At 53.6% G+C, this 22,868-nt stretch carries 21 protein-coding genes and 1 pseudogene; 10 read left to right on the forward strand and 12 right to left on the reverse strand.

Annotated elements, in window-relative coordinates; all coding sequences use genetic code 11:
* The first annotated feature begins 45 nt into the window (after positions 1-45).
* Entirely contained in the window at positions 46-2,169 is a 2,124-nt protein-coding gene (gene metG, locus OUO13_RS06320) for a methionine--tRNA ligase (RefSeq protein WP_283173016.1), read from the forward strand.
* A gap of 45 nt (positions 2,170-2,214) precedes the next feature.
* Here metG (OUO13_RS06320) and OUO13_RS06325 read toward each other — a convergent pair whose 3' ends face one another.
* Together OUO13_RS06325 and OUO13_RS06330 are read right to left on the reverse strand one after the other, a co-directional pair.
* The gene (locus OUO13_RS06325) at positions 2,215-3,555 is read right to left on the reverse strand and encodes a Fic family protein (protein WP_283173017.1); all 1,341 of its coding nucleotides are present in this window, start codon (positions 3,553-3,555) and stop codon (positions 2,215-2,217) included.
* Positions 3,556-3,607: 52 nt separating this feature from the next.
* A complete protein-coding gene (locus OUO13_RS06330; protein ID WP_283173018.1) occupies positions 3,608-3,922 on the reverse strand; it encodes an REP-associated tyrosine transposase in 315 nt (104 codons plus the stop codon).
* A 135-nt stretch (positions 3,923-4,057) separates the two neighbouring features.
* Here OUO13_RS06330 and metG (OUO13_RS06335) point away from each other — a divergent pair.
* Positions 4,058-4,420, forward strand: a pseudogene (metG, locus tag OUO13_RS06335) (methionine--tRNA ligase subunit beta); the annotation flags it as partial.
* A 332-nt stretch (positions 4,421-4,752) separates the two neighbouring features.
* On the opposite strand, the gene OUO13_RS06340 reads toward metG (OUO13_RS06335), so the two are convergent.
* Positions 4,753-5,283 carry a hypothetical protein gene (locus OUO13_RS06340; protein WP_283173019.1) on the reverse strand — a complete coding sequence of 177 codons (531 nt, stop codon included), beginning with the start codon at positions 5,281-5,283 and terminating at the stop codon, positions 4,753-4,755.
* Between the two features lie 113 nt (positions 5,284-5,396).
* The gene (locus OUO13_RS20040) at positions 5,397-5,669 is read right to left on the reverse strand and encodes an REP-associated tyrosine transposase (protein WP_428982322.1); all 273 of its coding nucleotides are present in this window, start codon (positions 5,667-5,669) and stop codon (positions 5,397-5,399) included.
* 148 nt (positions 5,670-5,817) lie between these two features.
* On the opposite strand from OUO13_RS20040, the gene OUO13_RS06350 reads away from it, so the two are divergent.
* On the forward strand, positions 5,818-6,591 hold the full coding sequence (locus tag OUO13_RS06350; RefSeq protein WP_283173021.1) for a VF530 family protein: 774 nt from the start codon (positions 5,818-5,820) through the stop codon (positions 6,589-6,591).
* Here OUO13_RS06350 and OUO13_RS06355 read toward each other — a convergent pair whose 3' ends face one another.
* Entirely contained in the window at positions 6,592-7,350 is a 759-nt protein-coding gene (locus OUO13_RS06355) for a GGDEF domain-containing protein (protein ID WP_283173022.1), read from the reverse strand.
* A complete protein-coding gene (locus OUO13_RS06360; RefSeq protein ID WP_283173023.1) occupies positions 7,335-7,550 on the reverse strand; it encodes a hypothetical protein in 216 nt (71 codons plus the stop codon). Before OUO13_RS06360 ends, OUO13_RS06355 begins: the two co-directional genes overlap by 16 nt.
* A gap of 206 nt (positions 7,551-7,756) precedes the next feature.
* Here OUO13_RS06360 and OUO13_RS06365 point away from each other — a divergent pair, with 206 nt between their 5' ends.
* The 4 genes from OUO13_RS06365 to OUO13_RS06380 all read left to right on the forward strand — a co-directional run bounded on the left by OUO13_RS06365 (position 7,757) and on the right by OUO13_RS06380 (position 10,793).
* On the forward strand, positions 7,757-8,395 hold the full coding sequence (locus OUO13_RS06365; RefSeq protein WP_283173024.1) for a ceramidase domain-containing protein: 639 nt from the start codon (positions 7,757-7,759) through the stop codon (positions 8,393-8,395).
* Positions 8,396-8,449: 54 nt separating this feature from the next.
* On the forward strand, positions 8,450-8,842 hold the full coding sequence (locus OUO13_RS06370; protein WP_283173025.1) for a DUF3127 domain-containing protein: 393 nt from the start codon (positions 8,450-8,452) through the stop codon (positions 8,840-8,842).
* A gap of 275 nt (positions 8,843-9,117) precedes the next feature.
* Positions 9,118-9,999 (forward strand): dienelactone hydrolase family protein, encoded by an 882-nt coding sequence (locus OUO13_RS06375; RefSeq protein ID WP_283173026.1) that lies wholly within the window; start codon positions 9,118-9,120, stop codon positions 9,997-9,999.
* An 83-nt stretch (positions 10,000-10,082) separates the two neighbouring features.
* Positions 10,083-10,793 (forward strand): TrmH family RNA methyltransferase, encoded by a 711-nt coding sequence (locus OUO13_RS06380; RefSeq protein ID WP_283173027.1) that lies wholly within the window; start codon positions 10,083-10,085, stop codon positions 10,791-10,793.
* 94 nt (positions 10,794-10,887) lie between these two features.
* Here the strand turns inward: OUO13_RS06380 and OUO13_RS06385 are convergent, their stop codons facing one another.
* A complete protein-coding gene (locus OUO13_RS06385; protein WP_283173028.1) occupies positions 10,888-12,018 on the reverse strand; it encodes a response regulator in 1,131 nt (376 codons plus the stop codon).
* Positions 12,011-14,020 carry an ATP-binding protein gene (locus tag OUO13_RS06390; protein WP_283173029.1) on the reverse strand — a complete coding sequence of 670 codons (2,010 nt, stop codon included), beginning with the start codon at positions 14,018-14,020 and terminating at the stop codon, positions 12,011-12,013. Before OUO13_RS06390 ends, OUO13_RS06385 begins: the two co-directional genes overlap by 8 nt.
* 268 nt (positions 14,021-14,288) lie before the next feature.
* On the opposite strand from OUO13_RS06390, the gene tkt reads away from it, so the two are divergent.
* The 3 genes from tkt to OUO13_RS06405 all read left to right on the forward strand — a co-directional run bounded on the left by tkt (position 14,289) and on the right by OUO13_RS06405 (position 19,420).
* Positions 14,289-16,277 carry a transketolase gene (tkt, locus tag OUO13_RS06395; protein ID WP_283173030.1) on the forward strand — a complete coding sequence of 663 codons (1,989 nt, stop codon included), beginning with the start codon at positions 14,289-14,291 and terminating at the stop codon, positions 16,275-16,277.
* Positions 16,278-16,386: 109 nt separating this feature from the next.
* Positions 16,387-18,369, forward strand: coding sequence for a peptidase U32 family protein (locus OUO13_RS06400; RefSeq protein WP_283173031.1), 1,983 nt, complete (start codon positions 16,387-16,389; stop codon positions 18,367-18,369).
* Between the two features lie 472 nt (positions 18,370-18,841).
* On the forward strand, positions 18,842-19,420 hold the full coding sequence (locus OUO13_RS06405) for a hypothetical protein (protein ID WP_283173032.1): 579 nt from the start codon (positions 18,842-18,844) through the stop codon (positions 19,418-19,420).
* A gap of 334 nt (positions 19,421-19,754) precedes the next feature.
* Here the strand turns inward: OUO13_RS06405 and OUO13_RS06410 are convergent, their stop codons facing one another.
* The 4 genes from OUO13_RS06410 to OUO13_RS06425 form a co-directional block, all read right to left on the reverse strand.
* Positions 19,755-20,228, reverse strand: coding sequence for a NifB/NifX family molybdenum-iron cluster-binding protein (locus OUO13_RS06410; protein ID WP_283173033.1), 474 nt, complete (start codon positions 20,226-20,228; stop codon positions 19,755-19,757).
* Positions 20,229-20,590: 362 nt separating this feature from the next.
* The gene (locus OUO13_RS06415; RefSeq protein WP_283173034.1) at positions 20,591-21,109 is read right to left on the reverse strand and encodes a PaaI family thioesterase; all 519 of its coding nucleotides are present in this window, start codon (positions 21,107-21,109) and stop codon (positions 20,591-20,593) included.
* Positions 21,096-22,127 carry an NADPH-dependent aldehyde reductase Ahr gene (gene ahr / locus OUO13_RS06420; protein WP_283173035.1) on the reverse strand — a complete coding sequence of 344 codons (1,032 nt, stop codon included), beginning with the start codon at positions 22,125-22,127 and terminating at the stop codon, positions 21,096-21,098. The genes OUO13_RS06415 and ahr overlap by 14 nt, the downstream gene beginning before the upstream one ends.
* Positions 22,128-22,267: 140 nt before the next feature.
* Positions 22,268-22,819 (reverse strand): flavodoxin, encoded by a 552-nt coding sequence (locus tag OUO13_RS06425; protein ID WP_283173036.1) that lies wholly within the window; start codon positions 22,817-22,819, stop codon positions 22,268-22,270.
* Positions 22,820-22,868: the final 49 nt, after the last annotated feature.

The following is a 22,868-nucleotide window of genomic DNA, read 5'->3' on the forward strand; positions in this document are numbered from 1 at the left end:
ATAGCGCCCTTTGAATTCGACATTCTCTTCCACCGGTAGCTTTCCATGACAAACAGCCAACGCAAGATCCTGGTCACCAGTGCCCTGCCCTACGCCAACGGCTCGATTCACCTGGGCCACCTGCTGGAGTACATCCAGACCGACATCTGGGTACGCTTCCAGAAATCCCGTGGTCATATGTGCACCTACGTGTGTGCCGACGACGCCCACGGCACTGCGATCATGCTGCGTGCTGAGAAAGAAGGCCGCTCCCCGGAAGCCCAGATTGCGGCGGTAAAAGCCGAGCACGAAGCCGACTTCGCCGGTTTCCAGGTCGGGTTCGACAACTTCCACAGCACCCACTGTGAAGAAAACCGCATCCTCTCCGAAGAGATCTACAAAGCCTGTCGCGACAAGGGCCACATCGCGGTACGCGCCATCAAGCAGCTGTACGATCCGGTGAAAGAACTGTTCCTGGCCGACCGTTACATCAAGGGTGAATGTCCGAAGTGTGGTGCTGGCGACCAGTACGGCGACAACTGTGAAGCCTGTGGCGCCACCTACACCCCGGCCGAACTGAAAAACCCGTACTCCACCATTTCCGGTGCCACCCCGGTGGAAAAAGAGTCCGAGCACTACTTCTTCAAACTGCCGGACTTCCAGCAGTTCCTGCAGGAATGGACCCGCTCCGGCACCCTGCAAAACGAAATCGCCAACAAGCTGGCCGAGTGGCTGGATTCCGGCCTGCAGGAATGGGACATCTCCCGTGACGCGCCATACTTCGGCTTCGAAATTCCGGATGCGCCGAACAAGTATTTCTACGTCTGGCTCGACGCGCCTATCGGCTACATGGCCTCATTCCAGAACCTCTGCGACTCCGAAAAAGGCAAGGCGCTGGGTCTGAACTTCGATGAATACTGGCAGAAAGGCTCCACCACCGAGCTGTACCACTTCATCGGCAAGGACATCGTCAACTTCCACGCCCTGTTCTGGCCATCCATGCTGACCGCCGCCGATTACCGCACCCCGACCGCGGTCAACGCTCACGGTTTTGTCACCGTTAACGGCGCCAAGATGTCGAAGTCTCGTGGCACCTTTATCAAGGCCCGTACCTTCCTGAACCACCTGAACCCAAGCTACCTGCGTTATTACTTCGCCGCCAAGCTGGGTGCCAGTGTTGACGACTTCGACCTCAACCTCGAAGACTTCATACAACGTGTAAACGCCGACCTGGTCAACAAACTGGTGAACATCGCCAGTCGTACCGCCAACTTCGTTGCCAGGGCCGGTGGCCAGCTGAGCACAAGCTGTGTGGAACAGGCCATGGTGCAGCAGTTCATCGACGCCGGTGAGCAGATTGCCGAGTACTACGAAGCCCGTGAATTCAGCAAGGCCATGAAAGAGATCATGGCGCTGGCCGACCGCGCCAACGAATACATCCAGGACAAGGCCCCGTGGGCCATGAACAAGGAAGAAGGCCGTCAGCAGGAAGTCATCGACGTCTGCTCCGTGGCCCTCAACCTGTTCCGTCAGCTGATGACCTACCTGGCACCGGTACTGCCGGAACTGGCAACCAAGACCTGCGAGTTCATGAACCTGCCATCCCTGGCCTGGGATGCCCGTCGTGAAATCCTGCTGGGCCACACCATCAACAAGTTCCAGCCAATGCTGGCACGTGCAGAAATGGACAAGGTCACCGCGATTCTGGAAGAAACCAAAGCTGAACTGGCTGCAGAAAACCCGGCTCCGGAAGCCGCTGCCAGCAAAGCCGCCGCCAAGCCGGAAGAACAGAAGAAGGACAAAAAAGCCGACAAGAACAAGGGGCCCGCCCTGCGAGAAGACGGCAGCGAAGTCATCGCCGACACCATCGAATTCCCGGACTTTGCCAAGGTCGACCTGCGCGTCGCCCGGATCGTCAAAGCCGACCACGTCGAAGGTGCCGAAAAACTGCTGCAACTGACACTGGATATCGGCAACGGCGAAACCCGTAACGTCTTCTCAGGTATCAAGGCCGCCTACAAACCGGAAGACCTCGAAGGCCGACTGACCATCATGGTCGCCAACCTGGCACCCCGTAAGATGAAATTCGGCATGTCCGAAGGCATGGTACTGGCCGCCGGTCCCGGCGGCTCTGAGATCTACCTGCTGGAACCGAACGACGGCGCCCAGCCGGGAATGCGGGTGATGTAAGAATCAAGCTCCAATAAAAGCCACCGAAGAGTGGCTTTTATTGGCTTACACATCAGAAAGTAATTCTTTTAAATTTGGTGGAGCTACAAAAACATCTTGATTTCCGCTTTTATAGCGTTTCAATAATCCAGAACCAGACAAGGCCAGCAAATCCTTACGAGCTGTTTCATATGCAACCCCATGAGAGCTTTTATGTGTTGCGATAAAATACTCTTGACCAGGGTTTTCTAAAGCATTGCGCATCAAAAATATCTGCCTATGGTTGAATTTAGCTTTGAATTCATGACGATCCAACAGCAATAAAGTCTCTTTAATTTGCCTAGACTTGTCCGCCAGATATGAATGCAATGATTGAATTGCCTTAACGACAACATCCAGTTGAAAATCAATAAAATACGTCAGGTCATTATCGCCAACCTCAGAATATAAGTAGGCTTTCATGTATGCCCCTGGTGATTCTTTGAGAATTTTAGATATCGATATATATTCCATCATCCAGTAGTCATTCTTAGCCATGACCCAGTAAAAAAGCGCTCTAGCAGTTCTTCCATTGCCATCGACAAAGGGATGATCATAACCAATCATAAAATGTGCTATTGCTGCCTTTACAATTGGGTGCATATACTCTCCATCCTTATCAACACTATTGATAAAGGAGCAAAGCCTACTCAATCTATCAGGTAACTCCGAAGCTTTTGGAGGGATATGCACAGGCTTTGTGTCATCATTTCTATCAAAAACACAAATATCATCTTCGACTTTTCTGAAAGCTCCCGGGCTATCCCCTTCATCTAAAGTCCCCCTCGTTAGAATTGAATGCAACTCAAATACCATTGATGGCGTAATTTCTTCATTTTTCATTTCGCTAATAAATTTAAGCGCCATATGATTATTTAAAATCATCCTCTCAGATATATCTTTCGGCTCCCGACCAGACCGGATCATCTCTTTTGCTACTCTTCGAGTTGTCGATGCTCCTTCCAATTGACTTGAGTTAATTGCTTCCTCAATGAGTGACCGTATTAAGTATGTTTTTTGTGTTTTCTCATCCTTTACGGTTTTATCCCCTTCTATTGCCCCTGTCGCATTCTCACTAATCCAAACGATCTTCTGCCATAGGGGCTCTGGCACACAATACTGCATAGGCCTGCCATCTTTATCAACAAAAGGTAATTTTTTGAAAATTTTATGACGGGCAATATAAATGCAATACCAGTATTCCTCCACTGTAAAACCTTCTGGAGGTGTCAGATGACGGAGCTTGTCCCAGTGTAAATACCTTCCTTTCCCATCACATGCGCCGATCTGGGATGTAACAATTTTCATCAGCAAGTCTGAATCTGATGCAACACCCGCGAAGGTTGGAGGGGCCAATGGGATCTTCATACATCCTCTCTACTACTTTTTAATTTAATAGTAGCAACAGTAGAACACTTCCCTAAAAACTACAATTTTTAAAACTAGTAGTAGATTTTGATTTTCGATAGTCAGCTTTGGAAAACCGGCTTTTGATCAGCCGCCAGCGCAGCGGGTAATCGCTATCGCCTTGCGGCAGGCTGATCAGGCAATGAAAGTGATCCGGAAGCACCACCCAGCCATGAATTTGAAACGGGTGCTTTAACCGCACGTCACGAACCACTTCACGCAGTTGTTCGATATGCCGAATCAGCAGGTCATTGCCGTGGCGATGATGCAGTACGTGGGTGAAAAACCAGCAACCGCCCGGCTGCAGGATACGATGATAACCAGACACAAGGCTCCTTTCCCAACAGGGTGTATTACGCGTTCCGCCGGGCGGCGTTCAGCTAATACACCCTACCCGGCTCCGGAAGCGGCTGCCAGCAAAGCCGACAAGAACAAGGGCCCCGGCGCGAGCCAACCAGGAAAAGAGTTGCGTGAAGACGGCACTGAAGTGATCGCCGACACCATCGAATTCCCGGACTTTGCCAAGGTCGACCTGCTCGTCGCCCGTATTGTCAAAGCCGACCACGTCGAAGGCGCCGAAAAACTGCTGCAACTGACGCTGGATATCGGCAACGGCGAAACCCGTAACGTCTTCTCTGGCATCAAGGCCGCCTACAAACCGGAAGACCTCGAAGGCCGACTGACCATCATGGTCGCCAACCTGGCACCCCGTAAGATGAAATTCGGTATGTCTGAAGGTATGGTACTGGCCGCCGGTCCTGGTGGCTCCGAGATCTACCTGCTGGAACCGAACGACGGTGCACAACCGGGTATGCGGGTGATGTAAAACGAAAAGGCCCGGTAAAATTACCGGGCCTCAGCTATTCTGGACGAATCTTAAACGCATCCTTTCAATCAGGGCACTTGTCGCCAGACCTCAGCGCCTCAGCGATCAATCTGGCAACTCTTGTGCTACGAACACGCTTTGTATTTCCACCGATGGCCCTGACTGACTTCAATACTTGCTCATCAGTAACAGTCACAGCCTGAACAACCGAGTGACCTTTGGCGTCTTTAACCTCAAGAGGTTCATAGTTTGTAAAAGCAAGAGCGCTCATGCCAGTTCCCCGAACAAATTTTATACAACGTAATGCTATCAAATCAGTCATCGTCTTGCCATCACTCGCCATTAACGGCAACGTTTACATGATCATAGGGATAGTTTGGCCCTCCTTTGCGGAAAATCCCGATCCCGTGCCTTTCAAGATAGTCCACCAGCTCGGCACGTGGTTCCGTGATCCTCACGGATGAGGCACCGAGTCTGACCGCATAATCAGAAGCAATCTGAATAACCAGCAGTGCAAAGATCCCCTCCAGTTCCCGACAGGACTTTTTTCGCTCCAATTTGTCAATTCTGACTATATTCTTGCCTTTAGAGACTCTCCCAACAGCAAGGCCAACCAGCTCTGTTCCCAAATAGGCAGATACATCAAAATTTCTGGGCTGATAATCATTGCTAGACCTTAGAACCGCTTCCCAGTTGATGTCCGATTCCCAAGACTTCACCACCTTCTGAATGCAACCTTTACTGGCAATTTCCAAAACAATCCCAGCATCTCTCAGCCAACCAAATTCTGCACTAGCCAGAACATTCTGATAGCAGCCCCGTCGAATCGTCTGGTAATACTTGTAACGAGCAGAAAGATCCATTCGTAAAAAATACCTTTAAAAACAGTGCTGAACGAAACCCATTTACACCAATGCCAGTTGTCTTGAAGTCATATTATCAGCCTCGAAGAAATATGGTTGTGAGCGCCCTGGAATTACGATGGTGTATTGGAAAACCGGCTTTTAATCAGCCGCCAGCGCAGCGGATAATCGCTATCGCCTTCTGGCAGGCTGATCAGGCAATGAAAGTGATCCGGCAACACTACCCAGCCATGAATTTGAAACGGGTGTTTCCGGCGGACATCACGAACCGCTTCACGCAGTTGCCCGATATGCCGAACCAGCAGGTCATTGCCGTGGCGATGATGCAGTACATGGGTGAAAAACCAGCAGCCTCCAAGCTGTCCATTGCGGTAGTAACCAACCATAGAGTCCTTTCCCTGATCAGCTGATCTGAATGCCGCCGGGCGCGTGCTAGCCGCTGCATCCTGAGCACAATGATTGAGATTACAGCGACGTACGCGCCGCAACTGCGTACACTGTCTGATCTATTAGCAAAAACATGCCAGGCACCTCATGACCGACGTTTCCGATATCAACTACAAGAACAACCCGCTGCACGGGGTTGGCCTCAAGCAGATGCTGGAGGAGCTGGTGAGTCATTACGGTTTCCAGATCCTGTTTGCCTATCTGAATATCAACTGCTTCAAGACCAACCCGACCATTGATGCCAGTGTGAAGTTTCTGAAGAAGACCGATTGGGCGCGGGAGAAGGTGGAGGTGTTTTACCTGTACCGTTTCAAGAACCTGCCAAATCCGTCGTCCGAGCAGTTTAAACTGCCGCCGCGTGATCGCATCGTGCCGGCGCATCACCAACCGCGAGAGCCGCAGGTGTTGACCCTGGAAGAGGCCGCGGAAGAGCAGGAAAAACGCGAACGCAAGGCCGCGTCCCATAACAAACGTCCGGGTCAGGGCCGTGGTTTTGGTGATCGTCAGGGCAGTCGTAACAGCCGTGATGGCAATGGTTATGGTCGCAGCAGCAACCGGGATAACAACAGCAGCCGTGATGGCAACGGTTATGGCCGCAGCAGTACTAGCAACCGTGATGACAGCCGTTATGCGCGCTCTGATCGTAATGAGTCTGAAGGTGACAATGGCCGGGCTGCCAATGGCTGGCCAAGCAAGGCGCCTCGCAAGGAATCTTCCCGTGATTCGTCATCCCGTGGCGGAGATCGTAAACCCTGGGAATCACACGCTGAGCGTGAAGTGAAAAATCCGCAGTACACCGCGGATGGCAAGATTGATCCGTGGGCAGCAGCCCGCAAAAAATCGGATAGTCAGGACAGCTGATCAGGACATACTTTTGGCCCGCAGGGTCTGGGCCTCTTTCGGAGTAAAACGAGCGCACACCGCTTGCCCACGCCCCTGCTTTTTGGCCATGTAGAGCTGGTCGTCCACAAAGGCTTGCAGTTCTTCAACACTGTTCAGCTCGGATGGACGAACCTCGGCCAACCCCACGCTGATGGATATCTGCAAGGCATCCGGCGGTACTACGCCGGATACCCGGATACCACTGACCTTCTGCAACAGGTTTTGCACCATAATCTCGGCTTGCGCCAACGTCATACTGCCCCAGATCACTGCAAACTCATCGCCGCCAATCCGCGCGCACAAATCACCGGAACGACCGGTATAACTGCCAAGCAATCGGGCGACTTTCAACAAACTCTGATCACCGGCGATATGGCCAAAGTTGTCGTTAACCGGTTTGAAATGATCGATATCCACCAACATCAGGCACAAGGGGTCACCGGTACGCTGACAACGACGCCATTCCCGCTGCAGGAACTCATCAAAGGCGCGACGATTGCCAACCTGGGTCAGTGGGTCGATGGTGGCGAGTTTGAGCACTTCCTGTTCGGCCAGTTTACGCTGGGTAACATCACGATGAACGACCAGGAAAAAAGACTGGTTGGCCATTTCAAAGGCGGTTGCCCGCATGGTGAACCAGCGTTGCTGGTGAGGGTTGTGACAAGGGTAATCGATCTGGAATTCCGGAATAGTGCCGCGCAGCACATTCTGTATTCCCTGAATTACCTCATACGCCATGGGATCGCCGGACTGCACGGCTTTATCACACTCATCGAGATAATTAACCTTAGCCAGTTGGTTTCGGCACCATGATTGTCGCGGCCAAAGTTTTGCCAGCTACTGTTGACGTACAGGATGCGGCCATCGTTTTCGATGACAACAATCTGCTCAGGCAAGGCATCGAGAATCCGGTCAAGATATCCAACAATGGCATCCATGTCATCGTTACTTTGTTAAAACAGTATTGAAAAGATAATTACAAACTGACGTTCAACTTTACAAGCGCCAGAAGGCAGCTTTTTGTAACTTACGATTGATTAAAGAATGTTCAACATTGGAGTGAACTGGCTATTGCCCGTCAAAGCTTACAGACTTGCCAATCATCGTTACCAAGATCCCCAAATGACTCCAACAGGAACGTTTTATGCTCGACGAATACTGCGAACGACTTGGGCCCGGCCTGTGGGCCGAACCTGTTAACGCGCTTACCAATCTGGTGTTTATCCTCGCCGCCCTGCTGTTATGGCGTTTGCTGCAGCAACAGTATCCGCAGCGACGTCCGCTGTCGCTGCGGTGGCTGATTGTGCTGGTCGCCAGCATTGGTGTCGGCAGCGGCCTCTACCATACCTTCGCAACTCCGTGGGCAATGTGGATGGACGTGATTCCGATCCTGATCTTCCAGATCAGCCTGCTCTGGACCTATCTGCGCCGTCTGGCCGGTTTGGGGGCTCTGGTCAGTAGCGGTTTGATGATGCTGTTTATGGCCGCCAACTATGCTTCCGGGCTGGTACCCGACTGGTTAAACGGTTCCATGATGTATGCACCGGCCATTGCTTCCGTGCTGTTATTGGGGCTTGACCATGCCCGCCGCCAGAGTTGTGAACGCTGGTTGTTGCTGGGGGCGTTTGCCGTGTTCTGTGTGTCGTTGTTCTTCCGCACACTGGATAACCAGTGGTGTGAAATCTGGCCGCTGGGTACCCATTTTGTCTGGCATGTTCTGAATGGTCTGGTGTTGTATCTGGCCACCCGTGCGCTGATCACAGTCCGCGGTGCATTCCAGTAAGTGACCGGCTGCCATCAATGTTATGATGCGGCCCTCTTTTTCCAGGTGATATTTATGTCCAAGAGTTTCGAAGTCCAGGGAGAGATCCACTCCATTGGCCCAACCCAGACCTTTGGTCAGAACGGTTTTACCAAGCGTGAGTTTGTGATCAAGCTGACCGGTGAAGGCGAAAACCCGTCCTACCCGAATTACGTGGCACTGGAAGCCATCAAGGATAAATGCGCACTGATGGATCAGTACCGTCAGGGTGACGAAGTGGTGGTGTCATTCAACCTGAATGGCCGTCTGTGGAACTCTCCGGGCAAGCCGGAAAAATGTTTCACCAGTCTGCAGGCATGGCGCGTGGAACTTGCCGGTGCGGGCAACAAGGCTGGCGGTCAGGATGAATATGGCAACAGCCCGTTCTCCCAGATGATGCCGGACTACGATAACGACGTGCCGTTCTGATCGGGCGAACGTTGAGTCAACAACGCCACGGTTAACCTTGCGGTTACCGTGGCGTTTTTATTGGGCACAACTTCAAATCCCGTCTCTGCCCCCGTCACTAAAAACCCTGTTACCAAAAACCCCATCACCGAAAACACCGTCACTGATAGCCAGACATCACCCGTCTGATCAAAAACTTCAATCAGCCGTGACTGAACCAACGCCTCACCGATCTATCCTTTTCTATTCAGGCCCTGTGTGGGGCACTGCCATAACCGAGCAAAGGATGTTCCGACATGAGCCAGATTCCGATTGATCCGCAAGTGTATGAGCTGTACGACGAGTTCTGTCATTCCACCATGAGTCGCCGCGAGTTCCTGTCGCGCGCCAGCCGTCTGGTGGTGATTGGCGGATCAGCCCTCGTCATGGCACAGGCGTTGTTACCTCACTATGCCGAAGCGGCGGTGATTTCCTTCACCGATGAACGCATCCACGCCAATTACATCGAGTACGACTCGCCCGCTGGCAACTCTGGCCGTATGCGCGGTTATCTGGTCAAACCCAAAGGTGACGGGCCATTTCCGGCAGTGGTGGTGATTCACGAAAACCGTGGTCTGAACCCGTATATCGAAGACGTAGCGCGCCGTCTGGCCGTCGAAGGCTTTCTCGCCCTGGCACCGGACGGTCTGTTCCCGGCGGGCGGTTATCCTGGCAATGATGAAGACGGCAAGGTGCTGCAAGCCAGTCTGGATCAGAACAAGCTGTTTGCTGATCTCCTCAACAGCGCCCGTTATGTTAAACAACACCCGCTTTCCAACGGCAAACTCGGAGCTACCGGTTTCTGCTTTGGCGGCGGTGTGGTGAACCAGTTGGCGGTGGTTCTGGGCAAGGATTTACAGGCTGGAGTACCGTTTTATGGCAAGTCTGCGGAAACCGTCGATGTGCCGAATATTCAGGCACCGCTGCTGATTCAATACGCCGAGGACGACCCGCGCATCAACGCCATGAAAGACGAGTACGAAAAGGCCCTGACCGCCGCAGGCAAATCATTCGAGATGTTCCAGTATCCCGGCACCCAGCACGGGTTCCACAACAACTCGACTCCCCGTTATAACGAACAGCAGGCAGATCTCGCCTGGAGCCGAACCCTCGCTTTCTTCCGCCAGCATCTGGCCTGAACGTTCGTGGCGGCGCCTGTGCTACACTGCCGCCCATTTTCCACGGCCCGTATCCTGCGGGCCCCTGCCGTTCGTGGTTGTTTATGAAAGTTGATCAGGTCAAAAAACTGCACCAGAAAAAATACCGTTCCGAACTGGGTTATTGCCTGGTGGAAGGTGAACATCTGCTGCTGGAACTGGAAAAAACCACCATCGAAGGCTGTCAGCTGTTTGTGACGGAAAGCCATGCTGACTGGAACAGCCGTTTCCGCAAAACCGTGATTGGTGAGCGCCAGATGGCGCAGATTTCCGACACCAAATCGCCGCAGGGAATGGTGGCAATTGTGCCGATGGATGCCCTGCTGGCCAGTCGCGGAGGGCAGGAACGTTGTCTGTATCTGCACGAAGTACAGGACCCTGGCAACCTCGGCACTATCCTGCGTACCCTCGCCTGGTTTGGCGGTTGGCGCTGCCTGTTAAGTCCGGGCAGTGTTGATCCGTTTAATCCGAAAGTCATTCGCAGCAGTATGGGTGCGATTTTCCATGTGCCTATCGAGCTGGATGTAGAACTCGACAGCCTGTCACAGCGATTTGAACGCATCGCCACGCTGGATATGCAGGGAGCGCCATTAGCCAACGCGGGTCAGTCGTCGCACGACTGTTTTGTGTTTGGTAACGAAGCGCGCGGAGTACCACGGGAGGCTCTGGCAGCTATGCAAGCAACGCCTTATACCATCGCGGGCTGCGGTGCGATTGAGTCGCTGAATCTGGCATCGGCCGTCAATATGTGTGTGTACGAACTGGCACGCGGTTAATCCGCTCTCGCCACCGTAGCTCCCGGACCAGTCCTTTTTCTTACAAGTGATTCTTACAGCTGGTTCTTACAGATGATTCTTGCAACTGGCCCGCTCAGAACGAACGGGTCAGCTCGCCCAGACTGTCGGTCACCCGCTGTAACTGCTCATCCAGCTGTAATCCGCCCTGGGCCATTTCCAGTGCCTCGTTGAGTTTGCGCTGGATAATGGCGCTGATGGCCTGCTCCTGCTGTTCGGTGAGATCAAGCCGCACAAACTCTTCCTCTACTTCCAGACTCAGCTGATTCATCAGCAACATGCTGTCGGATTTGTATTGCTTCTGGAATGCCTGAATTCCGGCCAGTGCATTCTGGGAGTCACGCAGGGCATCCAGCACCAGACACACACGCTGTTCCGATACGGAAAGGTCATCGCGGATTTTCTGGATCAGATCGTTGGCGTTTTCCCCCAGAATCGTCAGGTAATCACACAACTCCCCCGCCCGTTTGGGGTTATCACTGGGGTGGTTTTTGATCAGCAGGGTCACAAAGTCATAATTGATGATCAGACGTTTGCCTTGGGCAAACAGGCGGCGGTCCATAAAGCGTGAGCGACGCAACACCTCGGCCTCCAGCGCTCCGACCTGACCATTGGTCGACGCATTCCAGAACTGATCCCCCGAACGTACCTGCGCCAACCCCGCCAGCCCATAGTCCGCCAATGTACGAGTGATCTTGTGTACCAGCAGGGCCTGACTGCCCAGCTTGATGCCTTCGCGCACAAAATTCAGAACAATGCCGATGTCTGCTGCACTGCCAAGTGCAGCCATCGCCATACTGGAGACTTCCTGCTTTTCGCTTTGCAGCTGCGCCAGCTCGCGAGCCTGCTGCAAACAGAAACGCACCCGTTTGCGCAGCAGGTCAGGTTCGATGGGTTTGGTAACATAGTCCTGCCCACCAGCATCGTAACCCTTGAGAATCTCTTCTGTTCGGGCATTTACAGAAACAAAAATTACTGGCAAACCGGGAACCAGACTCTGGATCCGAGCACAGAGCTCGTAACCATCCATCGGCTCCATCACCGCATCCAGCAACACCAGATCAGGCCGACTCTTTTGCAATAGCGCCATAGCCTGTTCCCCGGAGGTCGCCCCCAATACAGCAAACTCATCTCGCAACACTTCCATGAGAATGCGGATTTCATTAGGAGAATCATCAATAATCAATACTTTGGCACGGTCAGTCATGATTTGAGGCCTCACGTAGATTGGCCGTGATCTGCTCCAGCAAAGACTCGGCATCTTCAATACAGAACTGGTTCAGCAGCTGATGCAGCTGCGATAAACCATCAAGCAAACAAGGTGGCAGGGGTTGTAACAGCAATTGACCCAGGATCTCATCAACCTGCACCAGATCTTCGTGCAACCAGATTTGCATTCGCTCGCAATCTTGCCGCGCCCGATCGAAATCGGGAGGTTCAATCTCAGGACTTGTCAACAGCTCCTGACGACAGTCATATGAGACCCGAGCCCCTGGTGCCAATAACAGAGTGCCATCAGCACTCTGGATAGCTGCCATAAGCTCTTGCCAGGCGGGCTCCAGATGGCTGTTAATATCTTCCGGTGCCATAAAGGGAGTTGCCGCCAGGCGGTTCTCGAGTAACAGGGCACAACGGGCCAAAGCTGCAGCACCGATATTAGCCGCACTGCCCGCTAGCGAATGCAGTCGTACCATTGCTGAATGGCGATCTCCTCGTTCCAAAGCCACCACTATGCGACGGGAATCCTGCTCATGCTCACGCACAAAAGTGCCCAGCAACTCCGCAAATAACAGGCGATTACCGCCCAGACGAGCAAGAGCCCTCTCTTCGTCCATCACCAGATATGACGATACCAGTTCAGGCTCAGAGGCATTAACCAACGCAACTGGAACGTGAATAAACCGGGCGAGTGTAGCCTGAAGATGCTTCACAATTATGGGTTTGGTGAGATGTTCATTCATGCCATTTTCGATACTTTCCAGGCGGTGTTCTTCAGAGGCGTGAGCGGTCATGGCAATAATCGGGGTTGAAGCAACCTCCCCCTCCATGGCACGAATACGACGGGTTGCTTCAAGACCATCCATCACCGGCATTTGCAGGTCCATCAGAATACAGGCGAATGGACGCTCAACAACGGCAGCCAGGGCTTCTTCACCATTACGGGCACAGGTCACATTCAGATTCAGTTTTTCCAGCAAATGGCGGGCAATCAGCTGGTTAACCTCGTTATCTTCAACCAGTAATACCGCCTCACCGTCAAATCGGACATTCTCGGCTTCGATGGTACTGGCTTTCCGGGCCTGTTCGGCATCAACAATCCACAGAGGCAAACGCACCCGGAAACAGGAACCATGATCAGGATGGCTGGTAACGGTCAGCTCCCCTTTCATCAACAGGGTCAGACGCTGGGTAATGGTCAACCCCAGCCCGGTACCACCAAAACGCCGGGTGATAGAACTGTCGCCCTGATCAAAAGCACTAAAGATCTGCTCGCATTGCTGCGCTGACATGCCAATACCGGAATCCTCGACCTCCAGCTCCCAGAAGTGCCCATCACGCCGCAGGCGCACCAGCACCCGTCCGGATGGTGTGAACTTGATCGCGTTGGACAGCAAGTTAAGCAAAATCTGGCGCAACCGCAGAGCATCACCGCGAATCAACGATGGGAATTCAGGCTCAATCTGCAGCACCAGCTGCAAGCGCTTGTTGCGGGCAACCACCTGCAAACTGGTGATACCTTGTTGTAACAGGTCGGGCAAGTCGACAGGACTGTCATCCAGCTGCATTTTGCCGGATTCAATTTTACTGAAGTCAAGGATGTCGTTGATGATCCCCAGCAGATGATGACCTGACTCGGAGGCAGTGTTGACCAGCCGCTGCTGGGCATCACTCAGCGGTGTTCCGGCTAACATACTGAGGATCCCCAATACGCCATTCAGCGGCGTACGGATCTCATGGCTCATATTGGCAATAAAATCGGATTTGGCCCGCGCCGCTTGCAAGGCCTGGTCGCGAGTTTCAGCCAGAGCCCGAGTGCGCTCTTGTACTTGCAGTTCCAGCTCGCAGGTCAGACGCGACAACTCCTGATTACGCTCAAACAGCTCGGCACTTTTTTGCTCGAGTATTGCCTCAGCGTGCAGACGTGCGAGTTTTTCACGCTCATAACGGCGCAGCAGGCTTTGGTAATCCGCATCTTCTGAACTGTTCATAAACGTGATCACAACACCTGCACGACCGATATCGATGCAACCATGCTCATCAGACTCCAAACGAGGACTTGATTGAGTATAGAAGAGCTGTCGTTAACCGTTAGTTGAAGCAATCCTGCTCTACCCGACAGATAGGACTAAAATCTGTAGTGCTGGCGATAATGATCATTGCCGCAGCAGGCTTGCTGAGCGAAAATGCCGCCCCTTTATAAACGCTGAACCGTAATCCGCGCTGCTCAGCCGAATTCCCTCATCCAGGAGTCGCAACATGACCTCTCGTTCCGAACTGGCCAATGCCATCCGCGCACTGAGCATGGACGCCGTGCAGAAAGCCAAATCAGGCCACCCAGGTGCCCCAATGGGCATGGCAGACATTGCCGAAGTGCTCTGGAACGATTACCTGAAACACAATCCGACCAACCCGCTGTGGGCTGATCGTGACCGTTTCATCCTGTCTAACGGCCATGGCTCCATGCTGATCTACAGCCTGCTGCACCTGAGCGGTTACGAGCTGTCTATCGACGACCTGAAAAACTTCCGACAGCTGCACTCCAAAACTCCGGGACACCCTGAGTACGGTTATGCCCCTGGCATCGAAACCACCACTGGCCCACTGGGTCAGGGTATTGCCAACGGCGTGGGTATGGCGATTGCGGAAAAAGTACTGGCTGGCCAGTTCAACCGCGACGGTCACGACATCGTTGACCACTACACCTACGTATTCCTGGGTGACGGCTGCATGATGGAAGGTATTTCCCATGAAGCCTGCTCTCTGGCCGGTACTCTGGGTCTGGGCAAACTGATTGCCTTCTACGATGACAACGGCATCTCCATCGACGGCGAAGTGGAAGGCTGGTTCACCGATGACACCGTAAAACGTTTTGAATCTTACGGCTGGCAGGTAATTCCTCGCGTTAACGGTCACGATCCTGTGGAAATCAAACAGGCCATCGAAACCGCTCGCGCCAACAGCGAACAGCCAACCCTGATCTGCTGCAAAACCATCATCGGCTTCGGTTCTCCAAACAAACAGGGCAAGGAAGAGTGCCACGGCGCGCCACTGGGTGACGACGAAATCGCCCTGACCCGTCAGGCTCTGAACTGGAACCATGGCCCATTCGAAGTTCCTGCTGACGTCTACGCCGGTTGGGATGCCAAGACCAAAGGCGCTGCCGCTGAACAAGCCTGGGCTGACAAGTTTGCCGCCTACGCTGCGGCTTACCCGGAACTGGCGGTTGAATTCGAACGTCGCGTAAAAGGCGAACTGCCAGCTGACTTCAGCGAAAAAGCCGCTGCTTACATCGCCGAATGTCAGGCCAAGGGTGAAGTGGTTGCTTCCCGTAAAGCTTCCCAGAACAGCCTGAACGCTTTTGGCCCTCTGCTGCCAGAATTCCTCGGCGGTTCTGCTGACCTGGCAGGCTCCAACCTGACCCTGTGGAAAGGCTGCAAGGGTGTGAGCGAACACGATGCCACTGGTAACTACCTGTTCTACGGTGTGCGTGAGTTCGGTATGAGCGCCATCATGAACGGTATCGCCCTGCACAAAGGCTTTATCCCTTACGGCGCGACGTTCCTGATGTTCATGGAATACGCCCGTAACGCCGTACGTATGGCGGCCCTGATGAAACAGCGCTCCATCTTCGTTTACACCCACGACTCCATCGGTCTGGGCGAAGACGGCCCGACTCACCAACCAGTGGAACAGGTTGCCAACCTGCGCAACACTCCAAACCTGGAAACCTGGCGTCCATGTGACACCGTGGAATCCGCAACGGCCTGGAAGTCTGCGATTGAACGCACCAGCGGCCCAAGCGCACTGATCTTCTCCCGTCAAAACCTGAAGCATCAGGACCGCTCTGCCGAGCAGGTTGCTGCGATTGCCAAGGGTGGTTACGTGCTGAAAGACTGTGACGGCACCCCGGAAGCCATCATCATTGCCACCGGTTCTGAAGTAGAACTGGCAACTGCCGCTGCCGAACAGCTGGCAGGCAAGAAAGTGCGCGTGGTTTCCATGCCGTGTGCCGAGCTGTTCTGCAAGCAGGACGCCGCCTACATCGAGTCAGTACTGCCAGCCGCCGTATCAGCCCGTGTTGCGGTTGAAGCCCTGCACAAGGACTACTGGTACAAGTTTGTTGGCCTGAACGGCAAGATCATTGGTATGGACACATTCGGTGAATCCGCCCCAGCCGGCGCCCTGTTCAAGGAATTCGGCATCACTGTCGAAGCCGTGGTTGAAGCTGTAAACAGCCTGGTGTAATGCAGGCATGCCTGCGGGGCCCTTGTCTGTTCAGGCAAGGGCCCCGTTGCTTTTGCAGTCCGGTATTTGTTATACCCCCTTCCCCGCACGTCAATTCGCAGTAGTCACCATGCTCAAAAAACACCAGCTCGAACTGTTAAGCCCCGCCCGCGATGTCAGCATCGCCAAAGAGGCAATCCTCCACGGCGCTGACGCGGTTTATATCGGCGGTCCCAGCTTTGGCGCGCGTCATAACGCCGCCAACTCGGTCGCTGACATTGCCGGACTGGTTGAGTTTGCGCGTCTGTTTCATGCGAAGGTGTTTGTCACCCTCAACACCATCCTCCACGACGATGAAGTGGAACCGGCCCGTGCTCTGATTCACGAGCTGTACAACGCCGGTGTGGATGCCCTGATCGTGCAGGACATGGGCGTGCTGGAAATGGACATTCCCCCCATCGAATTACACGCCAGTACCCAGTGTGATATCCGCCGCCTCGACAAGGCCAAATTCCTGTCGCAGGCCGGTTTCTCCCAGATTGTGCTGGCGCGCGAACTGAATCTGCAGGAAATCCGTACCATCGCCGATAACGTGGATGCAGCGGTTGAGTTCTTTATTCACGGCGCTCTGTGTGTGGCCTTCTCGGGCCAGTGCAATATCTCCCACGCCCAGACCGGCCGCAGTGCCAACCGTGGAGATTGCTCCCAGGCCTGCCGTCTGCCGTACACCCTGAAAGACGACAAGGGTCGTGTGGTGGCCTACGACAAGCACCTGCTGTCGATGAAAGACAATAACCAGACCGATAACCTCCATGCGCTGGTCGATGCCGGTGTCCGCTCCTTCAAGATTGAAGGTCGCTACAAGGACGTCAGTTACGTCAAGAACATCACCGCCCACTATCGCAAGCTGCTGGACGAAATCCTCACCGAACGTCCGGAACTGGCACGTGCCTCCAGTGGTTACACAGAGCATTTCTTTGCCCCGAACCCGGAAAAAACCTTCCATCGCGGTAGCACCGACTACTTCGTGACCAACCGCCAGATCGACATCGGCGCGTTCGACTCTCCGAAGTTTGTAGGCTTGCCTGTGGGGGAACTGATTGGCGTCGGCAAACAGGATCTCACCGTCCAGACCGATACCCAGCTGACCAACGGTGATGGCCTCAACGTGCTGGTGAAACGCGAAGTGGTGGGCTTCCGCGTCAACAACGTCTACCCGCTGTGTGACTTTGACTACGACGGCAAACACGTCTGGCAATACCGCGTAGTGCCGAATGAAATGCCGGCCGACCTCAACAAATTGCGCCTGCCGCTGGTACTGAACCGTAACCTCGACCACAACTGGCAGCAGGCACTGCTGAAAACTTCGGCCGAACGTCGGGTGCTGGTGAACTGGCAGATCGACTCCCGTCAGGAGCAGCTGACGGCAACCGTTACCAGTGAAGATGGCAGCAGCGTCAGCGCCTCCCTGCCCGGCCCATTTGAAGCCGCCAAGAACACTGAAAAATCCCTGCAACAGTTGCAGGATACCTTTGCCCAGCTTGGTAACACCATTTACCACGCCGAGCAGGTCAATATTGCGGGTGACGCCTGGTTTGTTCCGGGTTCGCTGCTCAAGACCCTGCGTCGTGATCTGATCGAACAGTTAACAGCAGCCCGTATTGCGGCCTACCCACGTGGTTTCCGCAAAGCGGTCAGCGACCCGGCACCGGTTTACCCGGATACCCAGCTGTCGTTCCTCGATAACGTTTACAACGAAAAAGCGCGCGAGTTTTACAAGCGTTTTGGTGTGCAGCTGATCGAAGCAGCATTTGAAGCGCATGAAGAAACCGGTGATGTTCCGGTGATGATCACCAAACACTGCCTGCGTTTTTCGTTCAATCTGTGCCCGAAACAGGCCAAAGGTGTTACCGGTGTGATCACCAAGGTCAGCGATATGCAGCTGGTTCACGGTGATGAGGTGTTAACCCTGAAGTTCGACTGCAAACCCTGTGAAATGCACGTGGTCGGCAAGATCAAGCCGCATATTTTCAATGGCCCACAACCAGGCAGTGTTGAAAGTGGTGTTGGCTTCTTTGATCCGGCCAACCTGATCATGAGCAGCCGTGACTGATCCACTCGTCGACTGACAATCTGACTAATTGCATCCAACAAATAACCATTATTTACGACAAGGGCTCCTCTGAATAACCAGGAGCCGCTCTGGCTTATCAGGACAGAAGCCGGTTTGATGGCATAGCGGGCTGTGTCAAAAACCGGCGACACCGAGTCATCGCCATACCCCAAGCCCCGAAGGGCGCGGACTACAGCGCATTTGAGCAGTCAAAAGGACTCGGCCGGACAGACGCTGCTTCTTTCGCCTTGCTCACTCGTCCTGCAACGCTCGCACAGTGCTGTGAATCGTTATTCAGAGTGCCCTTGGTGAGCGGATGCTTATTGCTTGCCTCATGCTATATCTAAATATTTTCCTGTTTGGCACGTTTTGTCCTATTCAATGTTCCATCGACCAGATTCTCTCTTGGCAATTCCTGACACACGGCATTAACGTCTAATTGTAGGATGGGTTACCATGCCGTCTCCCAACAATGAGTCAGTTCTCATTAAGGCTGGCACATAGTGGGCGTTTACAGGAGCAACCGGCTGCTATTGACATTGCAGCACATTATCCCGGACGAAACATGGAAAACAGGACAGCCTTTACCGACATGCAGTCAATGGATGAAGCTCTGGAAACAGAGCTTGGCAATCAACAGAAACTGTCGTTTACCGCTGAAACCTCGAAGAAAGAATTTCACTTTGAAACCTTTCGTATTCGTGGTGCAACCCATCTGGAAACCGTTTTGACGATTTACCGCGATGGTCGTTGGACCTCCAGTAGCCGAATCAAAACGGGAAATTCACCGTTCAAACCGCAAATTTCCCTGTCACTGGAGTTCTTCCGCAAATCAACTGGTATGCAAGTACCGGTCGGTAGTACTGAACTTGACTGGAGCCCCAAAGTGCTCTGGAGCAGTACCTTCGGAAAAAATGATGAAAAGGTTATAGAGAAAAAAGGCAGCAGTGATTTTGTGCGCCAGTTTTTTGATGTGCTGCATTCTGACGCTGAAGGCAAATTAAAAATGCGCCTACAGCGTCGCGATAGCTGGATCAGCCGTCTATTCTAAAAGCCTTTAGGAGATATCTATTTAATCCTGCACAACTCTCGGCTCTGATTCCTGCTTCGCCATGCAGTCGTGCGCGAGTGTTGCCGGTTCTCAGAGCAGTGTGGAGAACGCAGTGAAATGATGAACCAACCGGGCCGGGTCCTTTTAAAGTCGGGCCGTGCAGGTTCTCTAACGCAGCGATGATCGGCGGCAACCCACGTCCTTCGGGGCTACTGGATGATTCCGACTCTGTGCCGCCAGTTTTTGACTTGACCCGTCAGGCCTGCAAACTGGCTGCGTGATTCGTAATCATCCGGAAGCCCAGAGCGGGCACCGGATTAAATAGATGCCCCCTTTACTCTTGCCAGTCGTCAGACTCCATCGCATCAAAACGATTGGTCTGACGCTGGCGTTCTCGTAACAGCCGCTGCAACCAGGGTTCGGGTTCTCCCTCTAATTGCTGCTGTAATGCGGTGGTTAATTCTTCGATCTCGGGTCCTTCGCTGACCTGTCTTGGCGTCACTCCCAGAGATAACAACTGTCGAGTTGCTGAACCACCAATAGAGCCACAATACAGCAGATCAGCACCACGGAGCCAGGCAAGGCGCGGTTTGAGCTTGTCTTCGTTACCATCCTTCTTGCCATACTCAAACTGCTGTACCGCCACCAGTTCGGCATGCCCAACGCTGACAAGATACAGATAGAAAGCCTGAGCAGAACCAAAATGCTGATCAACAATGTCCCCTTCCTGTGAGGCAAAGGCAACCTTCAATGCCAATGGCGACGCTGCCAACTCAGCAACCGATTCAATTGATAAACAGGTATTCATGGCTAACTCCTGAAGCAGCATGGGAATATCCTTTGGATTCTGCAAGCAGCAGACCATACCTGTATCCGGGAGACCGAATTATTTTCATTTAGAATCAAGCACCTGGGTACCCAATATCATCTTTGACAGCCACTGACTGGCGTTCTTACGACAAACAGGATGAGGTTTGTCGTAAAAACTACACGACTCACAGCAGTGAGCAGGGGATGGGATATGAAATACTGACCTCTGGCCAGATGAGTGAGCAACCTCGAACGCCACCAGCGTTATCTGACAGGGCTGTATATCGGCGGCTTATTAACGGCCGGAGCCTTCGCCTTTGTACCGGGAAGGCTCTTGCACAGCTGGTTGTTCGGCTGACTTCAGGTAGCCGGACGCTGATAGGGTTGGACGGAATGGAACATGGCTTCCAGCGCCTGCAAATCCGGCAACGGCACCAGCTCCATTTTGGCAAATTGCTCCGGGGTAAACGGCGCAAAATCCCCTTCAGCGGCGGCCATCAGATCACCGTTGAGGTTGCGCATTTCGGCATGCAGCATCAGCTGGCGTTTGCTTTTTTCTTCCCCTACCCACGAAAACACTTCCAGCTGGTCGCCGATAAACACCGGTTTGCTGAAGCGTACCCGGATTTCACGGGTCAGCGGAAACTGCTCACGGAAGTAGATACAGGCCCAGGCCATGGCCTCGTCCAGAATCGTGGTGGTGACACCACCATGCGACAGACGACTCCAGCCTCGTACATGTTCCGGAATCTGCACCCGGGCACGAATACGTTCACCGTCGGTGGCAAAGGTCATTTTCAGACCTTCGTGGTTATGCGGGCCGCAAGCAAAACAGTCCGGCGAGACGTTCTTCAGTGGCATCCATTCAGACATCAGCATTGGCCTCTTCCAGCTCACCATGTTTCAGCACAATACGATAACGCGGGCTGCCGTTACGCAGATGCGCCAGCGCCTTGTTGACGTCTTTCATGGCAAACAGCTCGATCTGGGGCCGAATGTTATGGCGCACCGCAAAATCGAGCATGGTAGCAATGGTCGACGGGCTGCCGACCGGCGACGACGAAATCGAACGCTGAGCCGCCATCAGGCTGAAAATATTCACCTGCACCGGCTCCATCAAGGCACCCACAAAATGCAGGCGGCCACGTGGTTTCAGGCAGTTGATATAACGGTTCCATTCCAGACCGACGTTAACGGTCGACAGGATCAGGTCAAAACTGCCGGTGGCAGCCTTGAGGGCATCCTTGCTGCGTGAATCGAGGGTGGCATGCGCCCCCAGCGCCAACAGCTCATCGTGTTTGTCCGGTGAGGAGGTAAACGCGGTGACATGACAGCCCCAGGCACGCAGGAATTGCAGTGCCAGATGACCGAGACCACCAATACCGATCACCGCCACCCGCGAGGTCGGTGACAGGTTGTATTGCAGAATCGGGTTAAAGACCGTCACACCGCCACAAAACAGCGGCCCGGCAACGTCCATGGGCAGATCATCCGGCAGCTTCACCACGCTGGTAGCCTGGGCGCGGACGTGATCGGCAAACCCACCATGACGGCCAACAATGGTGCCTTCGGCATCACTGCAGAGGTTGTGATCGCCGGTCATACAGCAGGCACACTGGTTGCAGTAACCGGAGTTCCAGCCAAGGCCAACGCGGTCACCCACCTTGAAGGCGGTGACATGGCTGCCCACCTCCGAAATGCGCCCCGCCACCTCATGGCCCGGCACAAACGGGTAAGCGGTCATCCCCCACTGGTTATCCAGCATGCTCAGATCACTGTGACAGACGCCGCAATACTCAACGGCAATCTCGACCTGATCATGTCCCAGCTCGCCGGGGTTATATTCAAACGAGCGCAGCTCCGCCCCGGGCGCCAGTGCGGCATAAGCCTTGATCATGACAACTCCTGAAAAATCGAATTCCACTACACAGAGTACGCTGGCCAGAACGACCCTGCCAGTATCAGAACCTGATCAGGGCGTTCCGGCTATTGGACATTCGCCACAGACGTTATCGCTCGGAGTGTAGAAGTCCAACGTCAGGCGTCTGCTGTAACGGTCTCGAACTCTTCCACCAGCTGTTCAACCCAGCGCGCCAGACGGTCATCGGTGAGTTCAAACTGCTGGTCATCATCAATCGCCAGCCCACAGAATTGCGATTTATCGGCATTGGCGGCACGCGAAGCGGTGAAGTCATATCCCTCGGTCGACCAGGCACCAATCACCTGAGCCCCGGTGGCCAGAATGCGCTCGTTGAGCCAGCCCAAAGCATCGACAAAATAGTCACCGTAACCAAACTGATCGCCCAGGCCGTACATGGCCACCACAGTGTCACTGAGATTGGCTTGGCGCAGGGATTCGTCAAAATCCTCCCAGTCGCACTGGATGCCACCAAAATCCCAGGTCGGAATCCCCAGAATCAGCAGATCAAACGACTCCAACGCCGCCACGGTGGCATCAGTCACGTTAAATACATCCGCCACCACACCACGCTGTTCAAACAGGGTTGCAAGCCGATTGGCCATTTCCTCTGTATTGCCGGTATCAGTACCAAACACGATGCCAACCCGAGCAGAAGTGAAATCTGTCATAACAATCCGGTATCCCTGTAATCGATGGTTGAAGAAATTATTCTCAAAT

The organism is Parathalassolituus penaei, assembly GCF_026626885.1.
GTDB lineage: Bacteria > Pseudomonadota > Gammaproteobacteria > Pseudomonadales > Oceanobacteraceae > Oceanobacter > Oceanobacter penaei.

Bases quoted from the DNA above. Each gene is read 5' to 3' on its own strand.
- OUO13_RS06360 (WP_283173023.1), bottom strand. From the start codon at position 7,550: ATGGATGCCATTGTTGGATATCTTGACCGGATTCTCGATGCCTTGCCT.
- OUO13_RS06385 (WP_283173028.1), bottom strand. From the start codon at position 12,018: ATGACTGACCGTGCCAAAGTATTGATTATTGATGATTCTCCTAATGAA.
- OUO13_RS06415 (WP_283173034.1), bottom strand. From the start codon at position 21,109: ATGCTGATGTCTGAATGGATGCCACTGAAGAACGTCTCGCCGGACTGT.
- OUO13_RS06375 (WP_283173026.1), top strand. From the start codon at position 9,118: ATGAGCCAGATTCCGATTGATCCGCAAGTGTATGAGCTGTACGACGAG.
- OUO13_RS06390 (WP_283173029.1), bottom strand. From the start codon at position 14,020: ATGAACAGTTCAGAAGATGCGGATTACCAAAGCCTGCTGCGCCGTTAT.
- OUO13_RS20040 (WP_428982322.1), bottom strand. From the start codon at position 5,669: ATGGTTGGTTACTACCGCAATGGACAGCTTGGAGGCTGCTGGTTTTTC.
- OUO13_RS06400 (WP_283173031.1), top strand. From the start codon at position 16,387: ATGCTCAAAAAACACCAGCTCGAACTGTTAAGCCCCGCCCGCGATGTC.
- ahr (WP_283173035.1), bottom strand. From the start codon at position 22,127: ATGATCAAGGCTTATGCCGCACTGGCGCCCGGGGCGGAGCTGCGCTCG.
- OUO13_RS06410 (WP_283173033.1), bottom strand. From the start codon at position 20,228: ATGAATACCTGTTTATCAATTGAATCGGTTGCTGAGTTGGCAGCGTCG.
- OUO13_RS06370 (WP_283173025.1), top strand. From the start codon at position 8,450: ATGTCCAAGAGTTTCGAAGTCCAGGGAGAGATCCACTCCATTGGCCCA.
- OUO13_RS06340 (WP_283173019.1), bottom strand. From the start codon at position 5,283: ATGGATCTTTCTGCTCGTTACAAGTATTACCAGACGATTCGACGGGGC.
- OUO13_RS06325 (WP_283173017.1), bottom strand. From the start codon at position 3,555: ATGAAGATCCCATTGGCCCCTCCAACCTTCGCGGGTGTTGCATCAGAT.
- OUO13_RS06355 (WP_283173022.1), bottom strand. From the start codon at position 7,350: ATGGCGTATGAGGTAATTCAGGGAATACAGAATGTGCTGCGCGGCACT.
- OUO13_RS06425 (WP_283173036.1), bottom strand. From the start codon at position 22,819: ATGACAGATTTCACTTCTGCTCGGGTTGGCATCGTGTTTGGTACTGAT.
- OUO13_RS06380 (WP_283173027.1), top strand. From the start codon at position 10,083: ATGAAAGTTGATCAGGTCAAAAAACTGCACCAGAAAAAATACCGTTCC.
- OUO13_RS06365 (WP_283173024.1), top strand. From the start codon at position 7,757: ATGCTCGACGAATACTGCGAACGACTTGGGCCCGGCCTGTGGGCCGAA.
- tkt (WP_283173030.1), top strand. From the start codon at position 14,289: ATGACCTCTCGTTCCGAACTGGCCAATGCCATCCGCGCACTGAGCATG.
- metG (WP_283173016.1), top strand. From the start codon at position 46: ATGACAAACAGCCAACGCAAGATCCTGGTCACCAGTGCCCTGCCCTAC.
- OUO13_RS06350 (WP_283173021.1), top strand. From the start codon at position 5,818: ATGACCGACGTTTCCGATATCAACTACAAGAACAACCCGCTGCACGGG.
- OUO13_RS06405 (WP_283173032.1), top strand. From the start codon at position 18,842: ATGAGTCAGTTCTCATTAAGGCTGGCACATAGTGGGCGTTTACAGGAG.